This window comes from Leifsonia sp. YAF41 (assembly GCF_052113185.1).
Classification (GTDB): domain Bacteria; phylum Actinomycetota; class Actinomycetes; order Actinomycetales; family Microbacteriaceae; genus Cryobacterium.
This window is the reverse complement of record NZ_JBFRCS010000007.1, coordinates 203,583-225,435: the sequence shown is the minus strand read 5'-3', so window position 1 is coordinate 225,435 and position 21,853 is coordinate 203,583. Positions and strand designations below refer to the sequence as shown.

General features: G+C 65.1%; 20 protein-coding genes and 1 pseudogene. 16 read left to right on the top strand and 5 right to left on the bottom strand.

All coding sequences use genetic code 11. The annotated features are described in order from the left end of the window. Nucleotides 1–147 precede the first annotated feature (147 nt). Nucleotides 148–1,761, bottom strand: coding sequence for a murein biosynthesis integral membrane protein MurJ (gene murJ, locus AB4Y63_RS08860; RefSeq protein ID WP_441790686.1), 1,614 nt, complete (start codon nucleotides 1,759–1,761; stop codon nucleotides 148–150). Next, on the bottom strand, nucleotides 1,754–4,165 hold the full coding sequence (locus AB4Y63_RS08855) for a DUF6049 family protein (RefSeq protein ID WP_441790685.1): 2,412 nt from the start codon (nucleotides 4,163–4,165) through the stop codon (nucleotides 1,754–1,756). Before AB4Y63_RS08855 ends, murJ begins: the two co-directional genes overlap by 8 nt. Before the next feature lie 81 nt (nucleotides 4,166–4,246). Between AB4Y63_RS08855 and AB4Y63_RS08850 the strand changes: the two genes are divergently transcribed. The 12 genes and pseudogenes from AB4Y63_RS08850 (at nucleotide 4,247) to AB4Y63_RS08795 (ending at nucleotide 14,932) form a co-directional block, all read left to right on the top strand. Then, the gene (locus tag AB4Y63_RS08850; RefSeq protein ID WP_441790684.1) at nucleotides 4,247–5,677 is read left to right on the top strand and encodes a CCA tRNA nucleotidyltransferase; all 1,431 of its coding nucleotides are present in this window, start codon (nucleotides 4,247–4,249) and stop codon (nucleotides 5,675–5,677) included. 307 nt (nucleotides 5,678–5,984) lie between these two features. Continuing rightward, nucleotides 5,985–6,968 (top strand): type IV toxin-antitoxin system AbiEi family antitoxin domain-containing protein, encoded by a 984-nt coding sequence (locus tag AB4Y63_RS08845; protein WP_441790683.1) that lies wholly within the window; start codon nucleotides 5,985–5,987, stop codon nucleotides 6,966–6,968. Nucleotides 6,969–7,260: 292 nt separating this feature from the next. Beyond that, nucleotides 7,261–7,623, top strand: a pseudogene (gene rpsF, locus AB4Y63_RS08840) (30S ribosomal protein S6); the annotation flags it as partial. Nucleotides 7,624–7,773: 150 nt separating this feature from the next. Next, nucleotides 7,774–8,277 (top strand): single-stranded DNA-binding protein, encoded by a 504-nt coding sequence (locus AB4Y63_RS08835; protein WP_441790682.1) that lies wholly within the window; start codon nucleotides 7,774–7,776, stop codon nucleotides 8,275–8,277. Nucleotides 8,278–8,331: 54 nt separating this feature from the next. Further along, a complete protein-coding gene (gene rpsR / locus AB4Y63_RS08830; RefSeq protein ID WP_012039648.1) occupies nucleotides 8,332–8,595 on the top strand; it encodes a 30S ribosomal protein S18 in 264 nt (87 codons plus the stop codon). A gap of 11 nt (nucleotides 8,596–8,606) precedes the next feature. Next, the gene (gene rplI, locus AB4Y63_RS08825) at nucleotides 8,607–9,056 is read left to right on the top strand and encodes a 50S ribosomal protein L9 (RefSeq protein WP_441790681.1); all 450 of its coding nucleotides are present in this window, start codon (nucleotides 8,607–8,609) and stop codon (nucleotides 9,054–9,056) included. Between the two features lie 430 nt (nucleotides 9,057–9,486). Then, entirely contained in the window at nucleotides 9,487–10,869 is a 1,383-nt protein-coding gene (gene dnaB / locus AB4Y63_RS08820; protein ID WP_345066033.1) for a replicative DNA helicase, read from the top strand. 249 nt (nucleotides 10,870–11,118) lie between these two features. After that, nucleotides 11,119–12,300, top strand: coding sequence for a Re/Si-specific NAD(P)(+) transhydrogenase subunit alpha (locus tag AB4Y63_RS08815; RefSeq protein WP_441790680.1), 1,182 nt, complete (start codon nucleotides 11,119–11,121; stop codon nucleotides 12,298–12,300). Continuing rightward, nucleotides 12,300–12,611: an NAD(P) transhydrogenase subunit alpha gene (locus AB4Y63_RS08810; RefSeq protein WP_441790679.1), complete on the top strand. Its 312-nt coding sequence runs from the start codon at nucleotides 12,300–12,302 to the stop codon at nucleotides 12,609–12,611. Before AB4Y63_RS08815 ends, AB4Y63_RS08810 begins: the two co-directional genes overlap by 1 nt. Further along, complete coding sequence (locus AB4Y63_RS08805) at nucleotides 12,608–13,981, top strand: NAD(P)(+) transhydrogenase (Re/Si-specific) subunit beta (RefSeq protein ID WP_441790678.1); 1,374 nt, start codon at nucleotides 12,608–12,610, stop codon at nucleotides 13,979–13,981. The genes AB4Y63_RS08810 and AB4Y63_RS08805 overlap by 4 nt, the downstream gene beginning before the upstream one ends. A gap of 106 nt (nucleotides 13,982–14,087) precedes the next feature. Continuing rightward, nucleotides 14,088–14,681, top strand: a complete 594-nt coding sequence (locus AB4Y63_RS08800; protein ID WP_441790677.1) for an HdeD family acid-resistance protein — start codon at nucleotides 14,088–14,090, stop codon at nucleotides 14,679–14,681. After that, on the top strand, nucleotides 14,678–14,932 hold the full coding sequence (locus AB4Y63_RS08795; protein WP_441790676.1) for a hypothetical protein: 255 nt from the start codon (nucleotides 14,678–14,680) through the stop codon (nucleotides 14,930–14,932). The genes AB4Y63_RS08800 and AB4Y63_RS08795 overlap by 4 nt, the downstream gene beginning before the upstream one ends. Nucleotides 14,933–15,074: 142 nt before the next feature. Here AB4Y63_RS08795 and purB read toward each other — a convergent pair whose 3' ends face one another. Together purB and AB4Y63_RS08785 are read right to left on the bottom strand one after the other, a co-directional pair. Next, complete coding sequence (gene purB / locus AB4Y63_RS08790; protein ID WP_441790675.1) at nucleotides 15,075–16,457, bottom strand: adenylosuccinate lyase; 1,383 nt, start codon at nucleotides 16,455–16,457, stop codon at nucleotides 15,075–15,077. Beyond that, nucleotides 16,454–16,981 carry a low molecular weight protein-tyrosine-phosphatase gene (locus AB4Y63_RS08785; protein ID WP_441790674.1) on the bottom strand — a complete coding sequence of 176 codons (528 nt, stop codon included), beginning with the start codon at nucleotides 16,979–16,981 and terminating at the stop codon, nucleotides 16,454–16,456. Before AB4Y63_RS08785 ends, purB begins: the two co-directional genes overlap by 4 nt. 130 nt (nucleotides 16,982–17,111) lie before the next feature. Between AB4Y63_RS08785 and AB4Y63_RS08780 the strand changes: the two genes are divergently transcribed. Both AB4Y63_RS08780 and AB4Y63_RS08775 read left to right on the top strand, forming a co-directional pair. After that, nucleotides 17,112–17,408, top strand: coding sequence for a hypothetical protein (locus AB4Y63_RS08780; RefSeq protein ID WP_441790673.1), 297 nt, complete (start codon nucleotides 17,112–17,114; stop codon nucleotides 17,406–17,408). After that, nucleotides 17,409–18,977, top strand: coding sequence for a hypothetical protein (locus AB4Y63_RS08775; protein ID WP_441790672.1), 1,569 nt, complete (start codon nucleotides 17,409–17,411; stop codon nucleotides 18,975–18,977). A gap of 64 nt (nucleotides 18,978–19,041) precedes the next feature. Here the strand turns inward: AB4Y63_RS08775 and AB4Y63_RS08770 are convergent, their stop codons facing one another. Further along, nucleotides 19,042–19,437, bottom strand: a complete 396-nt coding sequence (locus AB4Y63_RS08770; protein WP_441790671.1) for a phage holin family protein — start codon at nucleotides 19,435–19,437, stop codon at nucleotides 19,042–19,044. A gap of 128 nt (nucleotides 19,438–19,565) precedes the next feature. Here AB4Y63_RS08770 and AB4Y63_RS08765 point away from each other — a divergent pair, with 128 nt between their 5' ends. Together AB4Y63_RS08765 and AB4Y63_RS08760 are read left to right on the top strand one after the other, a co-directional pair. Further along, a complete protein-coding gene (locus AB4Y63_RS08765; RefSeq protein ID WP_441790670.1) occupies nucleotides 19,566–20,672 on the top strand; it encodes a histidinol-phosphate transaminase in 1,107 nt (368 codons plus the stop codon). A 16-nt stretch (nucleotides 20,673–20,688) separates the two neighbouring features. Then, nucleotides 20,689–21,825: a thiamine pyrophosphate-dependent dehydrogenase E1 component subunit alpha gene (locus AB4Y63_RS08760; protein WP_441790669.1), complete on the top strand. Its 1,137-nt coding sequence runs from the start codon at nucleotides 20,689–20,691 to the stop codon at nucleotides 21,823–21,825. Nucleotides 21,826–21,853 lie beyond the last annotated feature (28 nt).

The window sequence follows — 21,853 nt, the reverse complement described above, 5'->3', positions numbered from 1 at the left end:
CGCACACTCCTTGAGATATTGGGGACGAGGCCAGCGGAATCTGCCTCGTTGACCGGTACAACACATCCTAATCGGATGCTATTCCGACCCCCTCGTTCCTCGTTCGAGGTACACAGGAGGTTCGGAGGCAATGTGCCGTTGGTTTGGTTAGCGCTTCAAGCGGGCAAGAACCGGCTCGAGGAATACCCGGAGCTCTTGGGTGCGCATCAGGAGCAGAATGCCGAAGTACGACGCCGACATGACGAGTCCGATCACGACCATTGAGATGATCGCCGAGAAGATGCCCGAAACCGCGAAGCCACCCTCCTGCGTTCCGCCGAGCGCGATCAGAACGCCAATGCCCAGGGCGATGGGGATGATCGCGGCCACGAGGTATTTGGTGAGGCTGCGCAGGATGCGGCGACCGTCGATACTGCCTATCTTGCGACGCAGTAGGTAGGCGGCGAGCAGGGCCTGAAGGATGCCGGAGACCGTCACCACGAGGGCGATGCCCGCGGCGATCCATTCCTTCGGCAGTAGCGAGCAGCCGAGCACACCGATGATCACGAGCACGACCTGGAAGAGCGTGAAGTAAAACGGGGTGCGGGTGTCACTGAGCGCATAGAAGGTACGCTGCACGACGAACAAGATACAGAACGCGATCAGACCCAGGATGTAGGCAATGATCACGTTTCCGATGCCCTGAGCCTGCTCGAAACTGGCCGACACGAACACCGCTCCGAAAGGGTAGGCGCAGACGGCAATGACGGCCGTGGCCAAAACGATGATGAGCGATGTACCGCGGATCGCCGACGAGGCATCCTCTTTCACGAGTGAAAGTTTGTCGAGCGAGGCATGCTCACTCATGCGGGTGAAGTAGGCGGTCGCGACAGAAACCGTGATGACCGAGTGCGGGAGCATGAAAATCAGCCAGGCGTTTGAGAGCACGTTGGCCGAAGCCCCGCTGCCCGAGGCATCGGTGACGACCTGGGTTTCGACGATTCCGGCGATGGTGGTCAACAGGATCATGCCGAAAGTCCAACCCGCCATCTTGCCGGCGGCGCGGAGTCCCACTCCGCGCCAACGAAAATCGGGTCGGTAACTGAGGCCGATGCGGCGCCAGAAATAGAACAACGAGACAGCCTGAACGACAACTCCCAGCGTCGCGCTCCCGGCGAGCACCGCAATCATCGCGGGTGTGATACTGCTCGCCGATCGAGCTCCCAGGGGGTCGGTGCCGAACATCAGCATAAATACCACGAGGCCGGCAATGGCGATGACATTGTTCAATACCGGAACCCAGGTGATTGGGCCGAACGATCGGCGGGCGTTCAGCACCTCCCCCAACACGGTGTACAGGCCATAGAAGAACATTTGAGGAATGCACCAATACGCAAAAGCGATCGCCAGATCAAGTTGCTCTGGATTGAATCCGGCTCCGACGATCCGAGTAAGCGCGGGTGCGAAGACAGTTGCGAGAATCGTTGCGACACCGATGATGACCAGGGCGAGGGTCACAAGCTTGTTGATGTACCGCGCACCACCGTCGTCGTGTAGCGCGGATCTCACAATTTGTGGCACCAGTACCGCGGTCAGAACCCCGCCCGCGACGATCACGTAGACGGTGTTCGGCAGCTGGTTGGCGACAGTAAACGTGTCGGCAACGCTCAGCGCACCGATGGCCCTCGCGAGCACAATGACCTTCACGAACCCGAGAATCCGGGAGATCATCGTGCCGGAGGCGAGCAGTGTGCTCGCGCGACCGATACCTGCGTTACTCACGCGCACCATCCACTGAATCGGTAACCGCCTTGGGCGGTTCTGGGGTGGTCGGTATCGACGAGGACTCCGTCGGTTCCGCTGATTCGACAGACTCACCGGCGTCGACGTCTACCCGCTCGCCCTCTTCGGCGGACGTATCAGCATCCGTCTCTGGCGGCGTGGTGCGGCCCTTGCGGCGGCGCGCGATGTTGCGCCAGACCCCGAACCCGAAGAACAGCACAACGAGCACGGCGAAAACTGCGGTCCCGAGACTCTCCCAGTCGGCACGTACATTGATGGCGATCATGCCGGGTTCACCGATGGGGACTCCGGTCGGAGAGAAGAGCGAAACGCGCAGAGTCACTTCGCCATTGCCCACCGCAGCGGTGACCGGAACCTTGACTGCGCGAGCCGAGTTCGCATCAATCGTTGCGACGGTGTCGCTGCCGACGATGAGGCGACCGTTCGACGGGACGACATCGATCCGCACGGTGACCGCTTGGTCGAGCGCATTGGTGAGAGTGACGGGGATGTCGACCTTGCTGCCGACGACATTGATCGGACCCTTCGTCGTCACAACGACCGAGTTCAGAACCTCGAGTGACGTGGCAAGACTCGCATCGGCAGCAGTGTGCCAGGCCGCAGACTGCGATTCCCAGGCGACCGAGAGCAGCGACAGCACCTCGAGGCGCGCGGTTCCGGTCACCTCGAGTGGGGCGGCCAACGCTGTCGAGAATGCGGTGAGCTCGGTTTCGCGCGTCAGAAGGTGCGTCGACGTGTCCACTCGAGCGTCGGGCTCGGACTGCGACGCGAACGTGACGTCGGCCGTCGGGGTGGCGGAGCGAGCTGCCTGAAGAGTTCCGGGCTTCTGCCAGGGAGTCGCCTCCAGTGCGTCAAGGGTTTGTGCGAGGAATGGCTGGGATGCGGTGCTGGCGCGGTCGAACGTCGTCAGGAGGATGCGGGTCGCGTTCGGCTGTTCGGCCGCGACGACGGCGAGCAGTGCGGAGGCCTCGGCCATTGCCCCGCGCCAGGCGTCAAGGCTGGAGGCGCCTGCTGCGGCCCGCAGCGAGTTCTGAAGGGCGTCATCGGTGGTCAAACCGACCGTGTGATCGAGCTCGAGTGCGGAATTAGGAACGACGCTCGAATCAGGGTTGTCCACGTTCGCACCCGAAAGGATCGTGGAGCCGAGACCGCTCGCCGCAAAGACGGCCAGATCGGCGGAACTGACCACTCCCGCGCTCGGCCAGCCGACATCCGTCGTTGTGTAGTTGAAGTCGAGGAGTTCAGCGGTCGTCGGCGGAACGACGGGGCCCGACGTCGGCGTAGGAGTCGGCGAGGGCGAGGGCGGCGTCGACTCACCCGAGCCGGGAGGAACCAGTGGGACGACGGGCTCACCCTCGGTGGCCGGTGGAGTGGTGAAGAGCGACGGATCGATGTCCTGCTCGAACGAAATCGGTGCCAGCAATGTCGGGGCGCCCGCCTGTGCCTGCAGGGCGATGTCGGAGTCCGCATAGCTGAGCGGGAATGACTCGTTCGTGGCCTGGGTTAGGCGGTCAAGCCAATCCACGGCGTCGACGGGGGCCGAATTGCCGAGGATTCGGATCGAGGCGAGGATCATCGGGTCGATCGCGAGCGTGATTGGTCGGTTGGCGACCGCGGCGAGTTCACGGCTGAGCTGCCCGCTCGGGCTCGTCAGACTCGCCAAGGTGTCGGCGGGAATCAGGCCGGAGGTGTCGGCAGAACCGGCAGGAACGGTGAGCGGAAAGACTGTGGCCAGTGTGATCGGGGTGATCGGCTCGCCCGACACCCAAACGAAGGTGCTGCGTGCGTCGACCAACTCCACCGCATCCGTCGTCAGAGTGGCCGCGATTCCGCGAGCTCCCCAGACGTTGTTGGTCGTGAGACCGATGTTCGCGGCCGGCACGACGATGTCGACTGTCGTGCTGTGCCCCGGCTGAATCTCAGTGGGCAGCGGCTGGCTCAGCAACAGGTCGCCGGGCGTTTCACCGGTGGATTCGGGATTCAGCCACTCGTCGATTGCGGTGCGGCTGGTCAAGGCGTTTTCGGCGAGGTACACGTCGATGGTGCTGGGGGGAAGTGTGTCAGGCGTGTGGTTGGTGACGGTGGCGGTGACGCGCAGATCTTCGCCTGGCCGCAGCACGACAGACGCAGTGGGAGAAAGCTGAACACTCACACCGTCTTCGGGGGTTACCGCCTTCACCGACGTGCTCGGCGATCCGAGTGCGGCGGTCTGCGCTGCCGACGACGGTGCGGCGGCCTGTGCGGCCGACGGAATCAGAACAGCGGATGCGGCGGTCACGATGCCGACCAGCACAGCGGCGAACACGGTGCGCGTTCGCGCAAATCGCGTGACTGAAGAAGTGGGGAGCACAGGCCGACGCTCGGGAATTGACTCGGCCACCATGTAGGGGATTCTACGGCGTTGAGGCCGGGAGAAACCTGCGCTGGGGAGTCGGAGTCTGCAGCAGCAACTACTATTGGGGTCATGCAGAGCGTCGCGGCAGCCCTCGCGCGACTGGGCGACCTGGCTGCCTCCCCCACGGTGTCCCGACTGGCGAACGCATTTGCGAAAGCCGGTCACGAGCTCGCTCTCGTGGGAGGACCGGTTCGCGACGCCTTCCTCGGGCGTGAGATCAACGATCTCGATTTCACCACCGACGCGACCCCCGACCAGATCCTGGCGATCGTCAAGCCCATCGCCGAGGGGCACTGGGACATCGGTCGAGCCTTCGGAACGATCGGCGCGAAGATCGCTGGCGAAACCGTTGAAATCACCACGTACCGCGCCGACAGCTATGACGGCGCGACCCGCAAGCCCGATGTGGTCTTCGGCTCGAGCCTCGACGACGATCTGATGCGCCGCGACTTCACGGTCAACGCCATGGCCCTGCGCCTCCCCCAGCTGGCCCTCGTCGACCCGGCGGGTGGAATCGACGACCTTCTGGCGAAAAGGTTGCGCACCCCGGCCGCTCCGGAGATCTCGTTCGGTGACGACCCGCTGCGGATGATGCGGGCCGTGCGGTTCTCCTCCGTGCTCGGTTTCACGCTGGACATCGACACCGCTGCCGCCCTCGAGGAGATGTCGGATCGCATCCAGAACATCTCGGCGGAGCGTGTCTGCGAGGAGCTGACAAAGCTGCTGCGTTCGCCGACGCCTCGGGCGGGTCTCGAGTTGCTCGTCGACTCCGGCTTGGCCGGGGTCGTGCTGCCCGAGCTGCCGGCGCTCCGCCTCGAAATCGACGAGCACCACCACCACAAAGACGTCTACCAGCACACACTCACCGTGCTCGACCAGGCCATCGAATATGAAGTGGCGCGAGGAAATCTCGACAGCCCCGACCTGATCGTGCGCTTAGCCGCGCTGTTCCACGACATCGGAAAGCCGGCGACCCGACGGCTGGAGCCGGGCGGAGTCGTGAGTTTCTACCACCACGACGTCGTCGGTTCGAAGCTGGCGAAGAAGCGTCTGCGCGCGCTGCGTTTCGACAACGACACCATCAATGCGGTGGCCCTGCTGATCGAATTGCACCTGCGGTTCTTCGGCTATACCGAGGGAGCCTGGACGGATTCCGCCGTGCGTCGCTATGTGCGGGATGCCGGTGACCAGCTTGAGCGGTTACACATTCTGACGCGCGCCGATGTGACGACGCGTAACCGCCGCAAGGCCGATCGCTTGGGCTTCGCCTACGACGACCTCGAGCATCGCATCTCGGTACTCGCCGAGCAGGAGGAGATGGCCGCGGTGCGGCCGGATCTCGACGGCGAGGCCATCATGCGCATTCTCAACATCCGGCCAGGGCGCGCGGTGGGCGAGGCCTACCGCTACCTGCTCGAGCAGCGCCTCGACGACGGCCCACTCGGTGACGAAGAGGCGACCCGCCGATTGCAGGCGTGGTGGGCTGAGCGCGAGGTCTAGCGAGTCGCCGCGCGCGTCGCCTCGCGCGCGACACCGTCTGACCAGGTTACGGCCCGTCGGTGCTGGGCAATGTCGTCGATGGTGGAGTTGATTTCCCGGGCCCATCTCGCCGAGTTTGACACGTGCGGTCGACTTCCCCCGGCGCAACAGGGTGTCTCGACCGCAACGGTCAAACTCGGCGAGGGGTCCTCCTTCCTCTGGTCCCTCCCTCCCTCCCGACGTCCCTCACAGGATGGTGGTGCGGAAGTTATGCACGCCGGTCGTCGTGAGCCGGTGTGGGTCAGAGCGGCTGCCGCAGTATCGGGTGATGAACAACCTTCAGTCGATAGGCCCCACCCTCGTGCTCGCCCGCGACCTCAAGCTCGTGGGCAACGATGCGCGTGCGCTGCGTCGAGGGCTGGTGGCCGGCCACCAGGCCCGGTTGCTGCGCGGAGTTTACGTTTCTGCCGAAGTGTGGAACACCGCGGATGACGACGCCCGCTATCTCATGCGCATCACCGCCGCGGTGCTCACCCGAAAATCCTATGCAGTGGTGTCGCATCTTTCGGCGGCCAGAATTTGGGGTCTTCCGATCTTCGGTCGGTGGCCCAGCGACGTGCACTTGACTGCGCTGGGCGGGCGAACCCGGGAATCGAAGAACGGCATCCGCTGGCACCATGAGGTGCTGAGCGAGGGTGACGTCGTCGAGATTGACGGGATGCTCGTGACGAGTCGCTTGCGCACCATGGTCGACCTGGCCCGCACAACCTCTTTTGCATCGGCCGTGGCGAGCCTCGACTCCGGGCTGTGCCAGAAGTTCACGTCGGACAACGGGATGCCCGATTCCGATATCTCGACGGAGGAGCTGAGCGATGCGATTCGGCGGCTTGGCTCGCGGCGCGGATGCCGCCCCGCGAAGATTGCGGCCGACTTTGCCGACGGCGCCTCTGGCTCGGCGGGTGAATCGGTGAGCCGTGCCCATATCTTTCTCAGCGGGATGCCCGCGCCGCGGTTGCAGGTCGTTTACGCGCGCGTAGACGGAGGCAAAGACATCGTCGACTTCACCTGGGACAAGAGACACCACGTGCGAAGCCTCCCTCTGCTCGGTGAGTTCGACGGGAAGATGAAGTACACCCGGGGCCGATACATGAATGGCCGCACCATAGAGGAGGTCGTCTGGGACGAAAAGGTCAGGCAAGACAGGTTGTGTGCTCCGGGGCGAGCGATGGTGCGCTGGTTGTGGGGAGAAGCCTCCCGCCCCGCGGAATTGCGTGCCCTATTGATCGAGGCCGGGCTGAAGCCGGAGCGATGAGCATCCACTCCTCTGCCCGCTTCCTCTACTCCCCCGTCGGCATCCCCGCCGAGTTTGACACTTGCGGTCGACTTTCCCTGGCACAACAGGGCGCCTCGACCGGGGGTGTCAAACTCGACAGAAGGGGCGCGCGGACAGCGCCTGCGCCAAACGGTGGTTTCCCAGGCTCAGATCGGGTACGCTTGGCAGGTTGTCTGTGTGCCGGATTCCCGGCCTCCACGTTCAACACATGCACAACCCTCCTGTTGCAGAAAGTCTGCAGCCGTTTTAGTCCGAAGGAGGTGGGTTAGTCATGCATCAGTACGAGTTGATGGTTATCCTCGATCCCGAGATCGATGAGCGCACCGTAGCTCCCAGCCTTGACAAGTTCCTGAACGTTGTTCGCAACGCCGGTGGAACCATTGACAAGGTTGACGTTTGGGGTCGCCGCCGTCTCGCATACGAGATCAACAAGAAGACCGAGGGCATCTACGCCGTCGTTGACTTCACCGCTAGCTCTGAAGCGACGGTCGAACTTGACCGCCAGCTGAGCCTTTCCGAAGCCGTCATGCGCACCAAGGTTCTCCGCGCAGAAGAAGGCATCGCACAGGTAGTCGAGGCCAAGAAGCTTGCTGACGAGAAGGCCGCCCGCAAGGCTGCCAACCCGAAGGCTGCTCCGGTCAAGACCGACGCTAAGCCCGACGCCAAGGTTGCCGCACCGGCCGCCAAGGTTGCCGCTGCTGCGAAGCCTGCTGCTGCTGCAGCCGAAGCACCGGCCGAGGCCGTTGCTGAAGTTGCCGCCGACAAGGCAAGCGACAAGTAGCTCATGGCCGGCGAGACCGTAATCACCGTGGTGGGCAACCTCACCAGCGATCCGGAGCTGCGTTACACGCAGAACGGGCTGGCGGTTGCCAACTTCACCATCGCATCCACTCCGCGCAATTTCGATCGCGCAGCTAACGAGTGGAAAGATGGCGACGCATTGTTCCTGCGCGCAAGCGTTTGGCGTGAATTCGCCGAACACGTCGCAGGTTCATTGACCAAGGGTTCCCGTGTCATCGCTACCGGGCGTCTCAAGCAGCGTTCGTATGAGACGAAGGAAGGTGAGAAGCGCACCAGCATGGAGCTCGAGATCGATGAGATTGGCCCCAGCCTGCGCTACGCCACCGCTTCGCTCACGCGCGCGCAGTCATCCGGCCGCGGCGGCGCACCCGCCGGCGGCGGAAACGAAGAACCTTGGGCACCCAGTGCTCCGGCCGCAGCGCCTGTCGCTTCGGGCGGAGACGTCTGGAACAGCCCGGGCAACTTCAGCGACGAGACCCCCTTCTAGGCCGAGCCTCACGGCTACTGCCTGAAACGCACACTTAAGAAAGCAAAGGAAATCATGGCTGGAAAGAGCAGCGGCGACCGCCGCAAGCCACTCCGCGGAGCCAAGGGCGGCAAGAACGCCGCCCCCGCGAAGTCCATTCGCGTTGGTGTTATCGACTACAAGGATGTCGCGACCCTCCGCAAGTTCATCTCAGAGCGTGGAAAGATCCGCGCCCGCCGCATCACCGGCGTCTCCGTCCAGGAGCAGCGCCTCATCGCGCGTGCCGTCAAGAATGCCCGCGAAATGGCCTTGCTGCCCTACGCCGGCTCAGGCCGGTAAGGAGCCCTCACATGTCGAAACTCATTCTGACGCACGAGGTCTCCGGCCTCGGTGCACCTGGCGACGTCGTTGACGTCAAGAACGGCTACGCCCGCAACTACCTGGTTCCCCAGGGCTTTGCTGTGACGTGGACCCGTGGTGGCGAAAAGCAGATCGAACAGATCAAGGCCGCTCGCGCGGCTCGCGAACACGCCACTCTCGAAGAGGCGCAGGCTCTCAAGGCTGCCCTCGAAGCCAACAAGGTCAAGCTGGTCGTCAAGACCGGCACCGGCGGACGCCTCTTCGGCTCCGTCAAGACCTCCGACGTTGCTGACGCTGTAGCCGCTGCCGGCCTGGGCGCCATCGACAAGCGCAAGATCGAGCTCAGCCCGATCAAGCTGACCGGCGAGCACACGGCGACTGTCCGTCTGCGCGACGAGCTCAGCGCCACGATCACCCTTCTGGTGGTCGCTGCCAAGTAAGGCAGAGCTTTTCTGTAGCGGCGGATCCCTCACGGGGTTCGCCGCTACACCCCGTTAAGGGCGCAAATTCGCCACTTTTCCACAGCTTTGTCCACCGCTTTGTGCACAGGGGTGGCCGATTATCGGCAACCTTCAAGGTGTACTTGAAGCAGCTTTCTCCACACAGGTGTGGATAGTTTAAATACCTGGTCAGATACAGATTTCCGTCAAAAGAAATTAAGTTATCCACATGCCAGTACACAGGTAGTGCACATGCAAGGCGGCGTTTCGCCCAGATTCTCCACAGAGTTATCCACAAGGGTGTTTGGAGCGGTGGAGAGTCGTCCTTAGGGTGGGCATGCGCCGGTATTCGAGGCGTGCGCGCGCGTCAGACCGTATCTGTCAGTGGGTGCGGCTAGACAAGAAACACAAGAGAAAGTTGAGGCGCGACGTGTCACTCGCTCACCTAGGTTTATCCGAGCAGGCAAGCGACCGACGCGCGACCGAGACGCGGCACGAGCGCGTTCCCCCGCACGACTTGCTCGCCGAGCAGAGCGCTCTCGGCGGCATGATGCTCAGCAAGGATGCCGTCGCCGACGTCGTCGAGACCGTGCGCGGAACCGATTTCTACATTCCCAAGCACGAGATCATCTTCGACGCGATCCTCTCGCTTTACTCGCACGGTGAACCGACCGACGTCATCGCGGTCACCGACGAGCTCACCAAGATCGGCGAGCTCTCGCGTGCCGGCGGCGCCGAGTACCTGCACACCTTGACCAGCCTGGTGCCGACGGCCGCCAATGCCGGCTTCTACTCCTCGATCGTCGCCGAACGTGCCCTGCTGCGCCGCCTCGTCGAAGCAGGCACGCGCGTTGTGCAGATGGCATACGCCGGTGAAGGCGAAGTGCTCGACATCGTCAATACCGCGCAGGCCGAGATCTATTCGGTGACCGCGAACAGTGAGACCGAAGACTACGTTCCACTGTCCGAAGCCGTGGGCGTTGCCATCGATGAGATCGAGGCCGCGAAGCTCAAAGACGGTGGAATGTCGGGTGTCCCGACCGGATTCGCCGAACTCGACGAGCTCACCAACGGGTTCCACCCCGGTCAGCTCATCATCGTCGCCGCCCGGCCCGCCCTCGGAAAGTCGACCCTGGCCCTCGACTTCTGTCGCGCCGCATCCATCAAGAGCGACAAGCCCAGCGTCTTCTTCTCGCTCGAAATGGGTCGCAGCGAGATCGCCATGCGTCTGCTCGCCGCCGAGGCGTCAGTGCCGCTGCAGAGCATGCGCAAGGGAACCGTCGAGGCGCGCGACTGGACGACGATCGCCCAGACCCGCGGCCGCATCAACGACGCCCCGTTCTACATCGACGACAGCCCGAACATGACCCTGGTCGAGATCCGCGCGAAGTGCCGACGCCTCAAGCAGCGCGTCGGCCTTGAGCTCGTCGTGATCGACTACTTGCAGTTGATGACCTCTGGCAAGCGCGTCGAATCGCGCCAGCAGGAAGTCAGCGAGTTCTCGCGTGCGCTGAAACTTTTGGCGAAGGAACTGCAGGTGCCGGTCATCGCCCTGTCGCAGCTGAACCGTGGACCGGAACAGCGTGCCGACAAGATGCCCGCGATTTCCGACCTTCGTGAATCAGGTTCGCTCGAGCAGGACGCCGACATGGTCATCCTGCTGCACCGCGAGAGTGCCTACGAGAAAGACAACCCGCGTGCCGGCGAGGCCGACCTCATCGTCGCCAAGCACCGTAACGGCCCGACTCGCACGGTAACTGTGGCATTCCATGGCCACTACTCGCGCTTCGCCGACATGGTGGCTGGCGCGTAGCCGGAAGCTCTCTCGGGGGCCGCCCACCGGCACCTGCGCACACCGGCTCGTGGTCACGGTGACACCGGCTCCTTCACCGACTCCGACGGTTTCACGGGGGCTCCGGCCTCGAACTAAGGCACGGATCGGCGTGATCCTCCCCCGGTTTTCGGCGCGAGACCGCTACGCTACGAACACCAGTGCGCGACGCCGCGCCGGCCTTGCGGTTCTGCGAGGCGCCACCGGCGCCGTGCAGAGCGGGAGGTGCGTATGAAGGTCGGCATTGCACGAGAGAGACGCGCAGGCGAACGCCGCGTCGCGGCCACCGCCGAGACGGTGGCCCAACTTGTGGCCCTCGGCCTCGAGGTCGAGATCGAAGCAGGGGCCGGCACCGAGTCGGGTATCGCCGATGCCGCTTATGCGGATGCCGGTGCACGCGTTGTGGCCGAGCTGCAGCCGGGCGCCCTCGACGTGTTCCTCCATGTGCGCCCGCTCACCCCGGAACAGGCCGGCTCGCTGGCCGCTGGCTCGATCAGCATCGGCCTCGGCTCCCCCGCCACCGAGCTGCCCACCATCGCCGCGCTGGCGAAAGCCCAGGTCACCTCCTTTGCACTTGAGCTGGTTCCGCGTATTTCCCGCGCCCAGTCGATGGATGCGCTCAGTTCACAAGCCCTGGTCGCCGGCTACCGCACGGTGATCGAGGCAGCCTCCCGCTATCCCCGCTTCTTCCCTCTCTACATGACCGCCGCCGGCACGATCCCGCCTGCGCGAGTGCTCGTGCTCGGCGCCGGTGTCGCCGGCTTGCAAGCGATCGGTACGGCGAAGCGCCTCGGCGCCCGCGTCTTCGCCAACGACGTGCGCCCCGCCTCCGCCGACGAAGTGCGCTCGCTCGGCGGAACCTTCATTGACCTCGACCTCGACGCCGCCGCAGCCGAGGGCACCGGCGGCTACGCCCGCGCCCTCAGCGAAGACCGGGCGGTGCGCCAACGCGAGCTGCTGGCCCCGCATGTGGCAACATCCGATGTGCTGATCACCACGGCCGCCATCCCCGGACGCGCCGCCCCGCTGCTCGTGACCAGCGAGATGGTCTCGGGGATGCGCGCCGGCTCGGTGGTGATCGACCTGGCCGCGGAATCGGGCGGCAACGTCGAAGGCGTTGTGGCTGGGCAGGATGTGCTGGTGCCGACCGCGGCCGGCGACGGCCACGTGACCCTCGTCGGTTTGGCGGATGCGGCGTCCACGATGCCGAGCGACGCCTCGCGTCTCTACGCGAAGAACGTCGCGAACCTGCTGGCGCTGATGACGTCCGAGGGGCAGGTCGCTCCCGACTTCGACGACGAAGTGATCGCGGGAGCCTGCGTGACCCGCGGCGGCGAGGTGCGCCATGAGCCGACCGCCGCCCTGCTGCGGGAGCACACTGAACGAGCAGATTCCGCGGAAGGAGACCGCTGATGGACCCGATCACCCTTCTCACCGTCGTCGTGTTGTCGGTCTTCGTCGGCTTCGAAGTCGTCTCGAAGGTGACGAGCATCCTGCACACCCCGCTGATGTCGGGCGCCAACGCGATTCACGGCATCATCCTGATCGGCGCGATCATCGTCGCCGGCCAAGCCGAAGACCCGTGGGTGCTGGGCATCGGCTTGCTGGCCGTGGTGCTCGCCACCGCCAACCTCGTCGGAGGGTTCGTCGTGACCGACCGGATGCTGCAGATGTTCCGTGGCCGGGGCAGCGCGGCCGCCACAGCGAAGGAGACCACCAAGTGAGTCTCCTCTCCCCCGAATGGACCGCACTGCTCTATCTGGTGTCTGCGGTCTGCTTCATCCTCGCCCTCAAGGGCCTCAGCTCACCGAAATCGGCTCGCCGCGGCAATCTGATCGGTGCCGGCGGCGCGCTGCTCGCCGTCGTGACCGTGTTCCTCTCGGCGAAACTCGACAACATTCCCTACATCCTTCTCGCAATTGCCGTGGGGTCCGCGATCGCTGCGCCGATCGCCCGCCGCGTGCAGATGACCCAGATGCCGCAGCTGGTCGCCCTGTTCAACGGGGTCGGCGGCGGGGCGGCCGCGCTCGTCGCGGTTTTGGAACTCGGTCACAACGCCGACCCCTGGGTGCGCCTCGCGATCGTGTTCACGATGCTCGTCGGAGCCGTTTCCTTCGGCGGCTCCGCGGTGACGGTGGCCAAGCTGCAGGAGCTGATCAGCACCCGGCCTCTCGTGTTCCCCGGGATGCGCTGGGTCAGCATCCTGGTGGTCGTCGCCGCGCTCACCGCTGGCGGATTCGTGATCGCCACCGGGTCGATCGGCTGGGCTTCAGTGCTTCTCGCGCTGGGGCTGGTGGCCGGGCTGATGCTCGTGCTGCCGGTCGGTGGGGCCGACGTGCCCATCGTGATCTCCCTGCTCAACGCCTTCACCGGCCTCGCGGTCGCCGCGTCGGGAGTCGTGCTGGGCAATGTGCTGCTCGTGGTGGCGGGCACCCTCGTCGGCGCCAGTGGAACCATCCTGACCCGGGCGATGGCATCCGCCATGGGCCGCGGGGTCAGCGGAATCATGTTCGGCGCGTTCCGCGGCGGCTCGACGGCGGGGTCGACGGTGCAGAGCGAGCGACCGGTGCGGTCGATGGGGCCAGACGACGTCGCGGTGCTGCTCGGCTACGCGCAGCGCGTGGTGATCGTGCCGGGCTATGGCCTCGCGGTCGCCCAGGGTCAGCACGCGGTCGCCGAGCTGGCCACGGCCCTCGAAGCCCGCGGCACCCAAGTGGTTTTCGCCATCCACCCGGTCGCCGGCCGGATGCCGGGTCACATGAACGTGCTGCTGGCCGAGGCGAACGTTCCCTACGAATCGCTCAAGGAGATGGCCGAGGTCAATCCGGAATTCAAGAACACGGATGTCGCCCTCGTCGTCGGCGCCAACGACGTCGTCAACCCGGCGGCCAAGTCCTCCCCCGGCTCCCCCATCTTCGGAATGCCGATCCTCGAGGTGGGCGATGCGAGCCAGGTCATTTTTCTCAAGCGGTCGATGCGCCCCGGATTCGCTGGAATCGAAAACGAGTTGCTCTATGACCCGAAAACGTCGCTGCTCTTCGGCGATGCGAAGGACTCGCTGACCCACGTACTGAGCGCGGTCAAAGCGCTCTGAGTCGTCAGAGGACGGCGCGCTGGGCCGGGCCGTACGCGGGGCACCGGGGTCCTGACGCGCGCGTAGACTAATGGGGATAGAACCCGCCAGTGAAAGAGGTCCCCGCGTGGTGAACGCCCCGGCTGCAACCGCTGCTGAACGACGATACTGGACTGTTCCGATCGGCCGCGCAGTTCTCGCGCTGATCCCCGCCGCAGTGATCACGTTCAACGCCGACCACTCGCCCGAACTGGGTCTTGTCGCTTTCGGCGCCTTTGCCGTGCTGAGCGGGATTCTCGTCGCGGTCGGGAGCTGGCTCACCCTGGGCGATGCCCGGGCGCGCACCCTGTTTCTCGTGCAGGGCATTGCCGGCGTGGTGCTCGGTGCACTCGCCCTGGCCTTCCACAGCGGCGGCCTCGGGTTCTTCCTCTACTTGGTCAGCGTCTGGGGCGCAGTGACCGGATTCCTCGAGCTGTACAGCGGCACCCGGGCTCGCGGCAAGTCGGCATCCGCCAGAGACTGGATGTCGATGGGCGCGTTGACCGCGATCCTCGCGCTGGTCTTTCTCATTCTTCCGCCGCATGCCGTCGTGTCGGTCGGCCTGCTGGGGGCCTATTTCGTGGTTCTCGGCGTTTACCTTGTGATCGGCGGGCTCTCCCTGAAATGGGCGTCGACCCCCGCAGCAGCCACATCAGTAGCCAAAGATTCGGACATCTCGTGACCTCAAACACTCCCCAGAAGCCCAGCCGGTCAGACCGGTTGAAGCCCGTCGAACTCGTCGGCCTGTCCGGTGTGATGGCGCTGTTCGTGGGGCTCACCATCTTGCTGACCACGCGCGAGATCATGCTCTCGGTGATCGCGCTCGGCATCACCTTCATCGTCGTGCTCGTTGTCATCGCCATGTTCGCGCTCAATGTGAAGCCCGACGAGGCTGAGCGGAACGACCTCGACGAGCAGGACCACGGGCACTAAGCCGACCCGCGGTCAGAGATCGGCTCGCGCGATCTCGAGACGCGGCCGACGGCGTCGGGCGCTCCTCGATCAACGAGATTGGCCCCGGCCATACAACAGGCCCGGCACCGATTCGGTGGCCGGGCCTGTTGCCGTTGAACTATTAGTTCAGGCGATCGACCAGCGAGTCGGCCAGGCCGACGTAGCCGGCCGGAGTGAGCGTGAGCAGACGGGCCTTCGCCTCGACGCCGATCTCCAGGGCTGAGACGAACGCGACCAGGTCTGCCTGACCGATGCGCTTGCCGCGGGTGAGCTCCTTGAGCAGGGCGTAGGGGTCTTCGATGCTCGAGCGCCCGGCGGTGACCTCAGCGCGAATCACCGTCTGGATCGCCTCGCCGAGAATCTCCCAGTTGGAGTCGAGATCCGCCGCGAGCAGGGTGCGGTCGATGTCGATCTCGCCGAGTCCGCGCAGGATGTTGTCGAGTGCGAGCAGGGAGTGCCCGAATCCGACGCCGATGTTGCGCTGGGTGGTCGAGTCGGTCAGGTCGCGCTGCAGGCGTGAGGTGACCAGGGTCGCCGCGAGCGAGTCGAGGATGGCGGACGACAGCTCGAGGTTGGCTTCGGCGTTCTCGAACCGGATCGGGTTGATCTTGTGCGGCATCGTTGAGGAACCGGTGGCGCCGGCCTGCGGGATCTGACGGAAGTAGCCCATCGAGATGTAGGTCCAGATGTCGGTGGCCAGGTTGTGCAGCACGCGGTTGGCGTGTGAGACCCGGGTGTAGAGCTCGGCCTGCCAGTCGTGAGACTCGATCTGGGTGGTGAGCGGGTTCCAGTCCAGACCCAGGCTTTCGACAAATTCACGCGAGATCGTGGGCCAGTCGGCCGACGGCTCGGCGGCCACGTGAGCGGCGAAGGTACCGGTCGCTCCACTGAACTTGCCGAGGTAGTCGTTGCCTTCGATCTGCTTCTGGATGCGCTCCAGGCGGTAGACGAAGACCGCGAGCTCTTTGCCCAGGGTCGTCGGCGTCGCGGGTTGACCGTGCGTGCGTGCGAGCATCGCATCCGCCCGGAACTCCAGGGCGCGGGCGCGGAGCTTGTCGATCACAAGCTGAAGCTTGGGCAGCCAGACCTCGCGCACGGCGGCGCTGACGGTGAGGGCGTACGACAGGTTGTTGATGTCTTCGCTCGTGGCGGCGAAGTGGGTCAGCTCGGCGATGTGGTCGAGACCGAGCGTGCTGAGGCGGCGGCGCACGAGGTATTCGACGGCCTTGACGTCGTGGCGGGTGGTGGCCTCGAGCTCGGCGAGTTCGTCGATCTCGGCCTGGCCGAAATCAGTGACCAGCTGGCGCAGCGCGGCCTTCTGGGCATCCGTCAGCGCCGCGGAGCCGAACAGGCCGCGGTCGGTGAGCACGATCAGCCATTCGACCTCAACCTGCACGCGAGCCCGGTTGAGACCCGCCTCGGAGAGGTACTCGCCCAGGTCGGTGACGGCGGCGCGGTAGCGGCCATCGAGTGGGCTGAGGACCTGTGGGGGTAGTGGACTCATCGGACTCCCTGTCTGATTGCGGGTGCGAGCTGTGTGAAGAGCGCGTGGTTTGCTCTCTCAATCATGCCTAATACCGCGTCAAACAACGCATCGTCGGAATAGTACGGGTCGGGCACATCACGCAGGCCCGCCTGATCTTTGTCGAAACTGAGCAGCAGACGCACCTTGGTGCGGTCGTATTCGGTCGGCGCCCAGTTGCGCATCACGCGCTCCTGCGCGTGGTCGAGCACCACGACGAGGTCGAGATCGGCGAACCACGACGCATCGAATTGGCGGGCGCGATGATGGCTGCCGTCGTAGCCGCGTTTGGCCAACGCCGAGATTGTGCGTTTGTCGGCTTGCTCCCCCACGTGCCAATCCTCGGTGCCGGCTGAACTTGTGGCGATCAGCCGGCCAAGCCCCGACCGCGTCGCCAAGTCCCGCAGCATCACCTCGGCCATTGGGGAGCGGCAGATGTTGCCGGTACAGACGAAAATGATTCGAAAGGGCGTCGCTTCGTCAGGACTGAGCGCCGCAGAATTCATGCCTTCATTCTGGTGCACTGGCGTGTCATCCACATCTGAAGTTGTGAAGCAGTCTTCACCGATTGAAAAGGTTGGGGCTCCAGGAGCGACCCGCGTGCCACACTCGCCACATCTGAATCGGGGAGGCGTCGTGGACGCAGAGGGGCTTGCGCTTTTCACGGGCGTCGCAAACGCCGAGCGGCTCGTCGCGCTCCGTGAACAGCTGTGGCTGCTGAGCACCGTGCGCGAGGAGGTGCAGGGGCAGGCTCAAATCGTCCACACTCTTGTAACCGGCACACCCGGTTATCGGTGGCACTCAGCTGCAGAGCGCGGCTACGCCGAGCGGGCCCGAGAACTCGGTATAGCACTCGAGCGCGCCGCTCGTGCGATCGATGACGCCTGTGATGCCGTGAGTGCGGGACTTGCGCGGCTGAGAGGGGTCGAGTAGTTGGCCCGGGAGGCGGCAGGGGCGGAGGGGCGCGACACGCGCGACGAACGGCCGGAGCAGGAGTCGACCGGACGCCTCATCGTCTCGGGCGGGGGGTCGACCCTCGTCGGCACCGACACACTCCTCGCCCAAGAGACGACGATGCGGATGCTCCACTCGGCGGCACTGAACTGGCAGGCCAGGCTGACACGCATCCGCGGGTTGACCGTCGCACCGGCCCCAGCGTGGTCACCGCGCGACCCGGGCGTCGATGTTCTGAGCGCGACAATTGCGATCGATGTGGTGGAAGCCGAGAGCCAGCGGCTGGCCGACGCATTGAACGCCGCCGCTGAGGGCTACGCGCGTGCCGAGCGGCAGGCTGAGCATGCCGCGCTGCTCACCGGTTCGACACTCGGCTGGATGATCGGCCGGTTTCCGCAGCTCGCCGCCCTGGTGGCCCTGTCGGCGATGCCGGCGCTGACCACGGGCGTTGTGATCTGGTTGCTCAGGCAGGCAGTGACCGCACCGGGCCGGCCGACCCCGGCGACGGATTCAAGCGGGGGTTTCGACGTGGACCCGCGCCTTCTCACCAGCCCACTGGCGGCTGCGCTCGTGCGGGCTACCGTGTCATCGCTCGACGACGTCGCGGCCGGTGCAATCGGCCTGCCCCTGCCGGTTGCGCGTGCGATCGGCGAAGACGGCATCGGCTTGCTCGGTGTCACGACATCGGCGGCGGGAGTGCTGGCGGTCGCCCGCCCCCACGGTTTATTGCGCGAGACACCGGTGACTGTGCTTCCGGGAGGCCCCGGAGGCTCGAGCCGTGCGCCTCGTCAGGGCCTGCCGGTTTCCGGAGGTCGCGCGGGGCATCCGGTGCCGGGCCGAACGCCCGACGTGGTGCGGGCGTCGCCGCCGGCAGGCCTCGCGGAACTCGCCGCACGCATCCCCGATCTCTCGACGGAGGGCGGCCAAGTGCGTGTCGAACGCTACGGAGGCGATGGCTCTGCGGCCTGGGTGGTCTACATCGGCGGCACGGTGGACTGGAGTCCGGTTGCGGCTGCCGAGCCGTGGGACCTCACCTCAAATCTCGCGGCCGTGGCCGAGGAGGAGTCCGGTTCGTATCGGGCGGTCGTGCAGGCCATGCGTGAAGCGGGAATCCGGCCGGGCGAGCCGGTGATCGAGGTCGGACACTCGCAGGGCGGGCTGATTGCGGCGCAGGTCGCGGCATCCGGTGAGTTCACCAGTGTCGCGACCGTCACCTTCGGCGCCCCAAGTGGGAGTGTGCCGGTTCCCGCCGGCGTCGACACCGTCGCCGTGGAGCACACCGACGACATTGTGCCGGGGATGGGTGGAACGTCTGACGCAGCGACCGGGCGGCTTCTCGTGCGCCGGGAGGTTTTCGCGTCAGATCCGCTTCCCGACGGGGTTCTGCTCCCGGCGCACAGCATGTCCACCTATCAGGAGACGGCTCGTCTGATCGATTCGTCGCCGGAGCCGAGGCTGCACGCTTTTCGGGAGCAGCTTGTGCAGGTGGTGGGAACTACAGACGGACGTGCCGGAATCTGGCGCGGAACCCGTTCGCCGGTCAATTAGCGCGGCCGGGCTGCGATCGACGCAAGTCAATTCGGCCGGCGTGAGTCAGTTCTTCGGGCGCGAGTTAGTAGTCCCGACGTGTCACAGGACGAATGAGGAGGCCGAGCAGCCAACTGATGATGCCGAGCACCAGCGCGCCGAGCACACCCCACCAGAAGCTTTCGATGACCAGGCCGAACCCGAACAGGCTGGAAATCCATGCGGCGAGCATCAGGAGCAGGCCGTTGATGATGAATGAGATCAGGCCGAGGGTGAGGATGTAGAGCGGAATCGCGACGATTTTCACCACTGTGCCGATGATGGTGTTCACGAATCCGAAAATCACCGCGACGAGCAGGTAGGTCAGGATGGTGGCGACGGTGTCGGGCGCGTAGGGCACCACGTGAACGCCGGCCACGATGATGGTGGTGAGCCACAGAGCGACTGCGTTGAGTGTCAGCTTGAGCAGAAATCGGGCCATGGGTTAACTATGGCACCGCCGGAACGGGCTCGCTCGGCTGAACCGACGGATGCTGCCCGGCACGAGCCTCCCGACCGCCGCGCAATCACATGCAATTACTCGAATATGTCGCGGCGTAGACTCGCGGAGTGAGCCCTTCTGACCAGCAAACTGTTCGACTGCGCCCTGAAATCGTCGCCCTCCCCGCCTACCGGCAGGGCCGAGCCGCCGACGCTGCCGCATTCAAGCTCTCGTCAAACGAAAACCCGTTCGACCCGCTTCCCGGTGTGATCGAGGCGGTTCAGGCTGAGACCGCCTTCAATCGCTACCCCGATGCCACGGCGTCTGCTCTGCGTGAAAAGCTTGCCGCGCGCTTCGGACTCGAATCAGACGAGGTACACGTCGGATCCGGATCGGTCGCCCTCTTGGCCCAACTGATCCTCGCGGCAGCCGGCCCCGGCGACGAAGTCATCTATTCCTGGCGTTCATTCGAGGCGTACCCGTCACTGGTCACGGTGGCCGGCGCAACAAGCATCCAGGTGCCGAACCGCGCCGATCATGGGCATGATCTGCCCGAGATGGCCGCGGCCATTACGAGTCGCACCCGCGTCGTCATCGTTTGCACACCGAACAATCCGACGGGCAGCATCGTCACCGGCGACGAATTCGACGCATTCATGGCCGTCGTTCCCCGCGATCTCCTGGTTATTCTCGATGAGGCATATATCGAGTTCGTGACGGAACCCGGCGCTGTCAACGGTCCGGTGCTGCTGGCTCGCTACCCCAACCTGGTCGTGCTGCGCACCTTCTCGAAGGCCTACGGTCTGGCCGGCCTCCGCGTCGGTTATGCCCTCGGACCGGTTGCCATCCTCGACGCGGCGCGTGCTACCGCGATCCCGCTCTCGGTCACGGCGCAGGCGGCAACCGCCGCCATCGCCTCGCTCGAGCACAGCCGTGAGTTGATGGACCGCGTGCACACGATCAGTGCACGGCGCGACGCGCTCTGGAATGACCTCGTCGAGCAGGGCTGGGACATCCCGAAGCCTCACGGCAATTTCATCTGGCTGCCAACCGGAGAGGTGACCGCCGAGGTCGCCGAACGGTTGAACGCGGCAGGACTTATCGTGCGACCCTTCCATCCGGAAGGCATCCGCATTTCAATTGGCGAGGAGCAAGCAATGCAGGATCTCCGACGTATCTCCCGGGAGATTGTCGAGGCCGTACCCGCGGCCACGGCGGCCCGGCGACTAAGTTAGTACGGTGGCAGACTCTATGAATAACGCCTCCGTGCCCGCACACACTCTGCCCACGGTGCAGCTTCTCACCCCAGAAGGGGTGTTCGCTCCCACCGAATCCGCAGAGGAATACCTGCCGTATCTTGAGCGTCTCGGTGAGGATGACTACCGCCGCTTCTACCGCGACATGGCCGTGGTGCGCCGCTTCGACACCGAGGCGGCCAACCTGCAGCGCCAGGGTCAGCTCGCGCTCTGGGTGCCAAGCCACGGTCAGGAAGCCGCCCAGGTCGGCTCCGCCTACGCGACCCGCGCTCAGGACCACATCTTCCCGTCGTACCGCGAACACGTCGTCGGAATGATCCGCGGCCTCGACCCGGTCGACATCCTGCGCATGCTGCGCGGTGTCACCCTCGGCGGCTGGACCCCGGAAGAGCACGGCAACTTCCACCTCTACACACTCGTGCTCGCCTCGCAGACCCTGCACGCCACCGGCTATGCCATGGGCATGCAGCTCGACGGTTCGACGGCCACCGGCAACCCGGAAACCGACGCGGCAGTCATCGTCTATTACGGCGACGGGGCTTCCTCGCAGGGCGACGCCAACGAGGCGCTCGTCTTCGCAGCCAGCTACCAGACCCCGCAGGTCTTCTTCGTGCAGAACAACCACTGGGCCATCTCGGTGCCGGTCGAGCGCCAATCGCGTTCGCCGTTGTACCTGCGCGGCACGGGCTTCGGTATTCCGAGCGTTCAGGTCGACGGCAATGACGTGCTCGCCAGTTTCGCGGTCACGGCGAAGGCCATGGATGACGCGCGCGCCGGCCAGGGCCCGGCCCTGATCGAAGCGCTCACCTATCGCATCGGTGCCCACACCACCGCCGACGACCCCACCAAGTACCGCACCACCGACGAGCTCGCCAGCTGGGTGGCTCGCGACCCGATCGCCCGCTTCCGTACCTATCTCGAGGGCCGCGGCGCCGGAAGTGACTTCTTCGCCGCCATCGACGAGGAAGCAGCGGACTATGCAGCGGATGTGCGCCGTCGCGCGCTCGAGATCCGTAGCCCGGACCGCTCGGTGATCTTCGACAACGTCTATGCCGAACCGCACCCGCTGATCGATGAACAGAAGGCCTGGCTCGACCGCTACGAGTCATCCTTCGAAGGAGGCGACGCGTGAGCGACACGACCACTTCAACCGTTGGAGC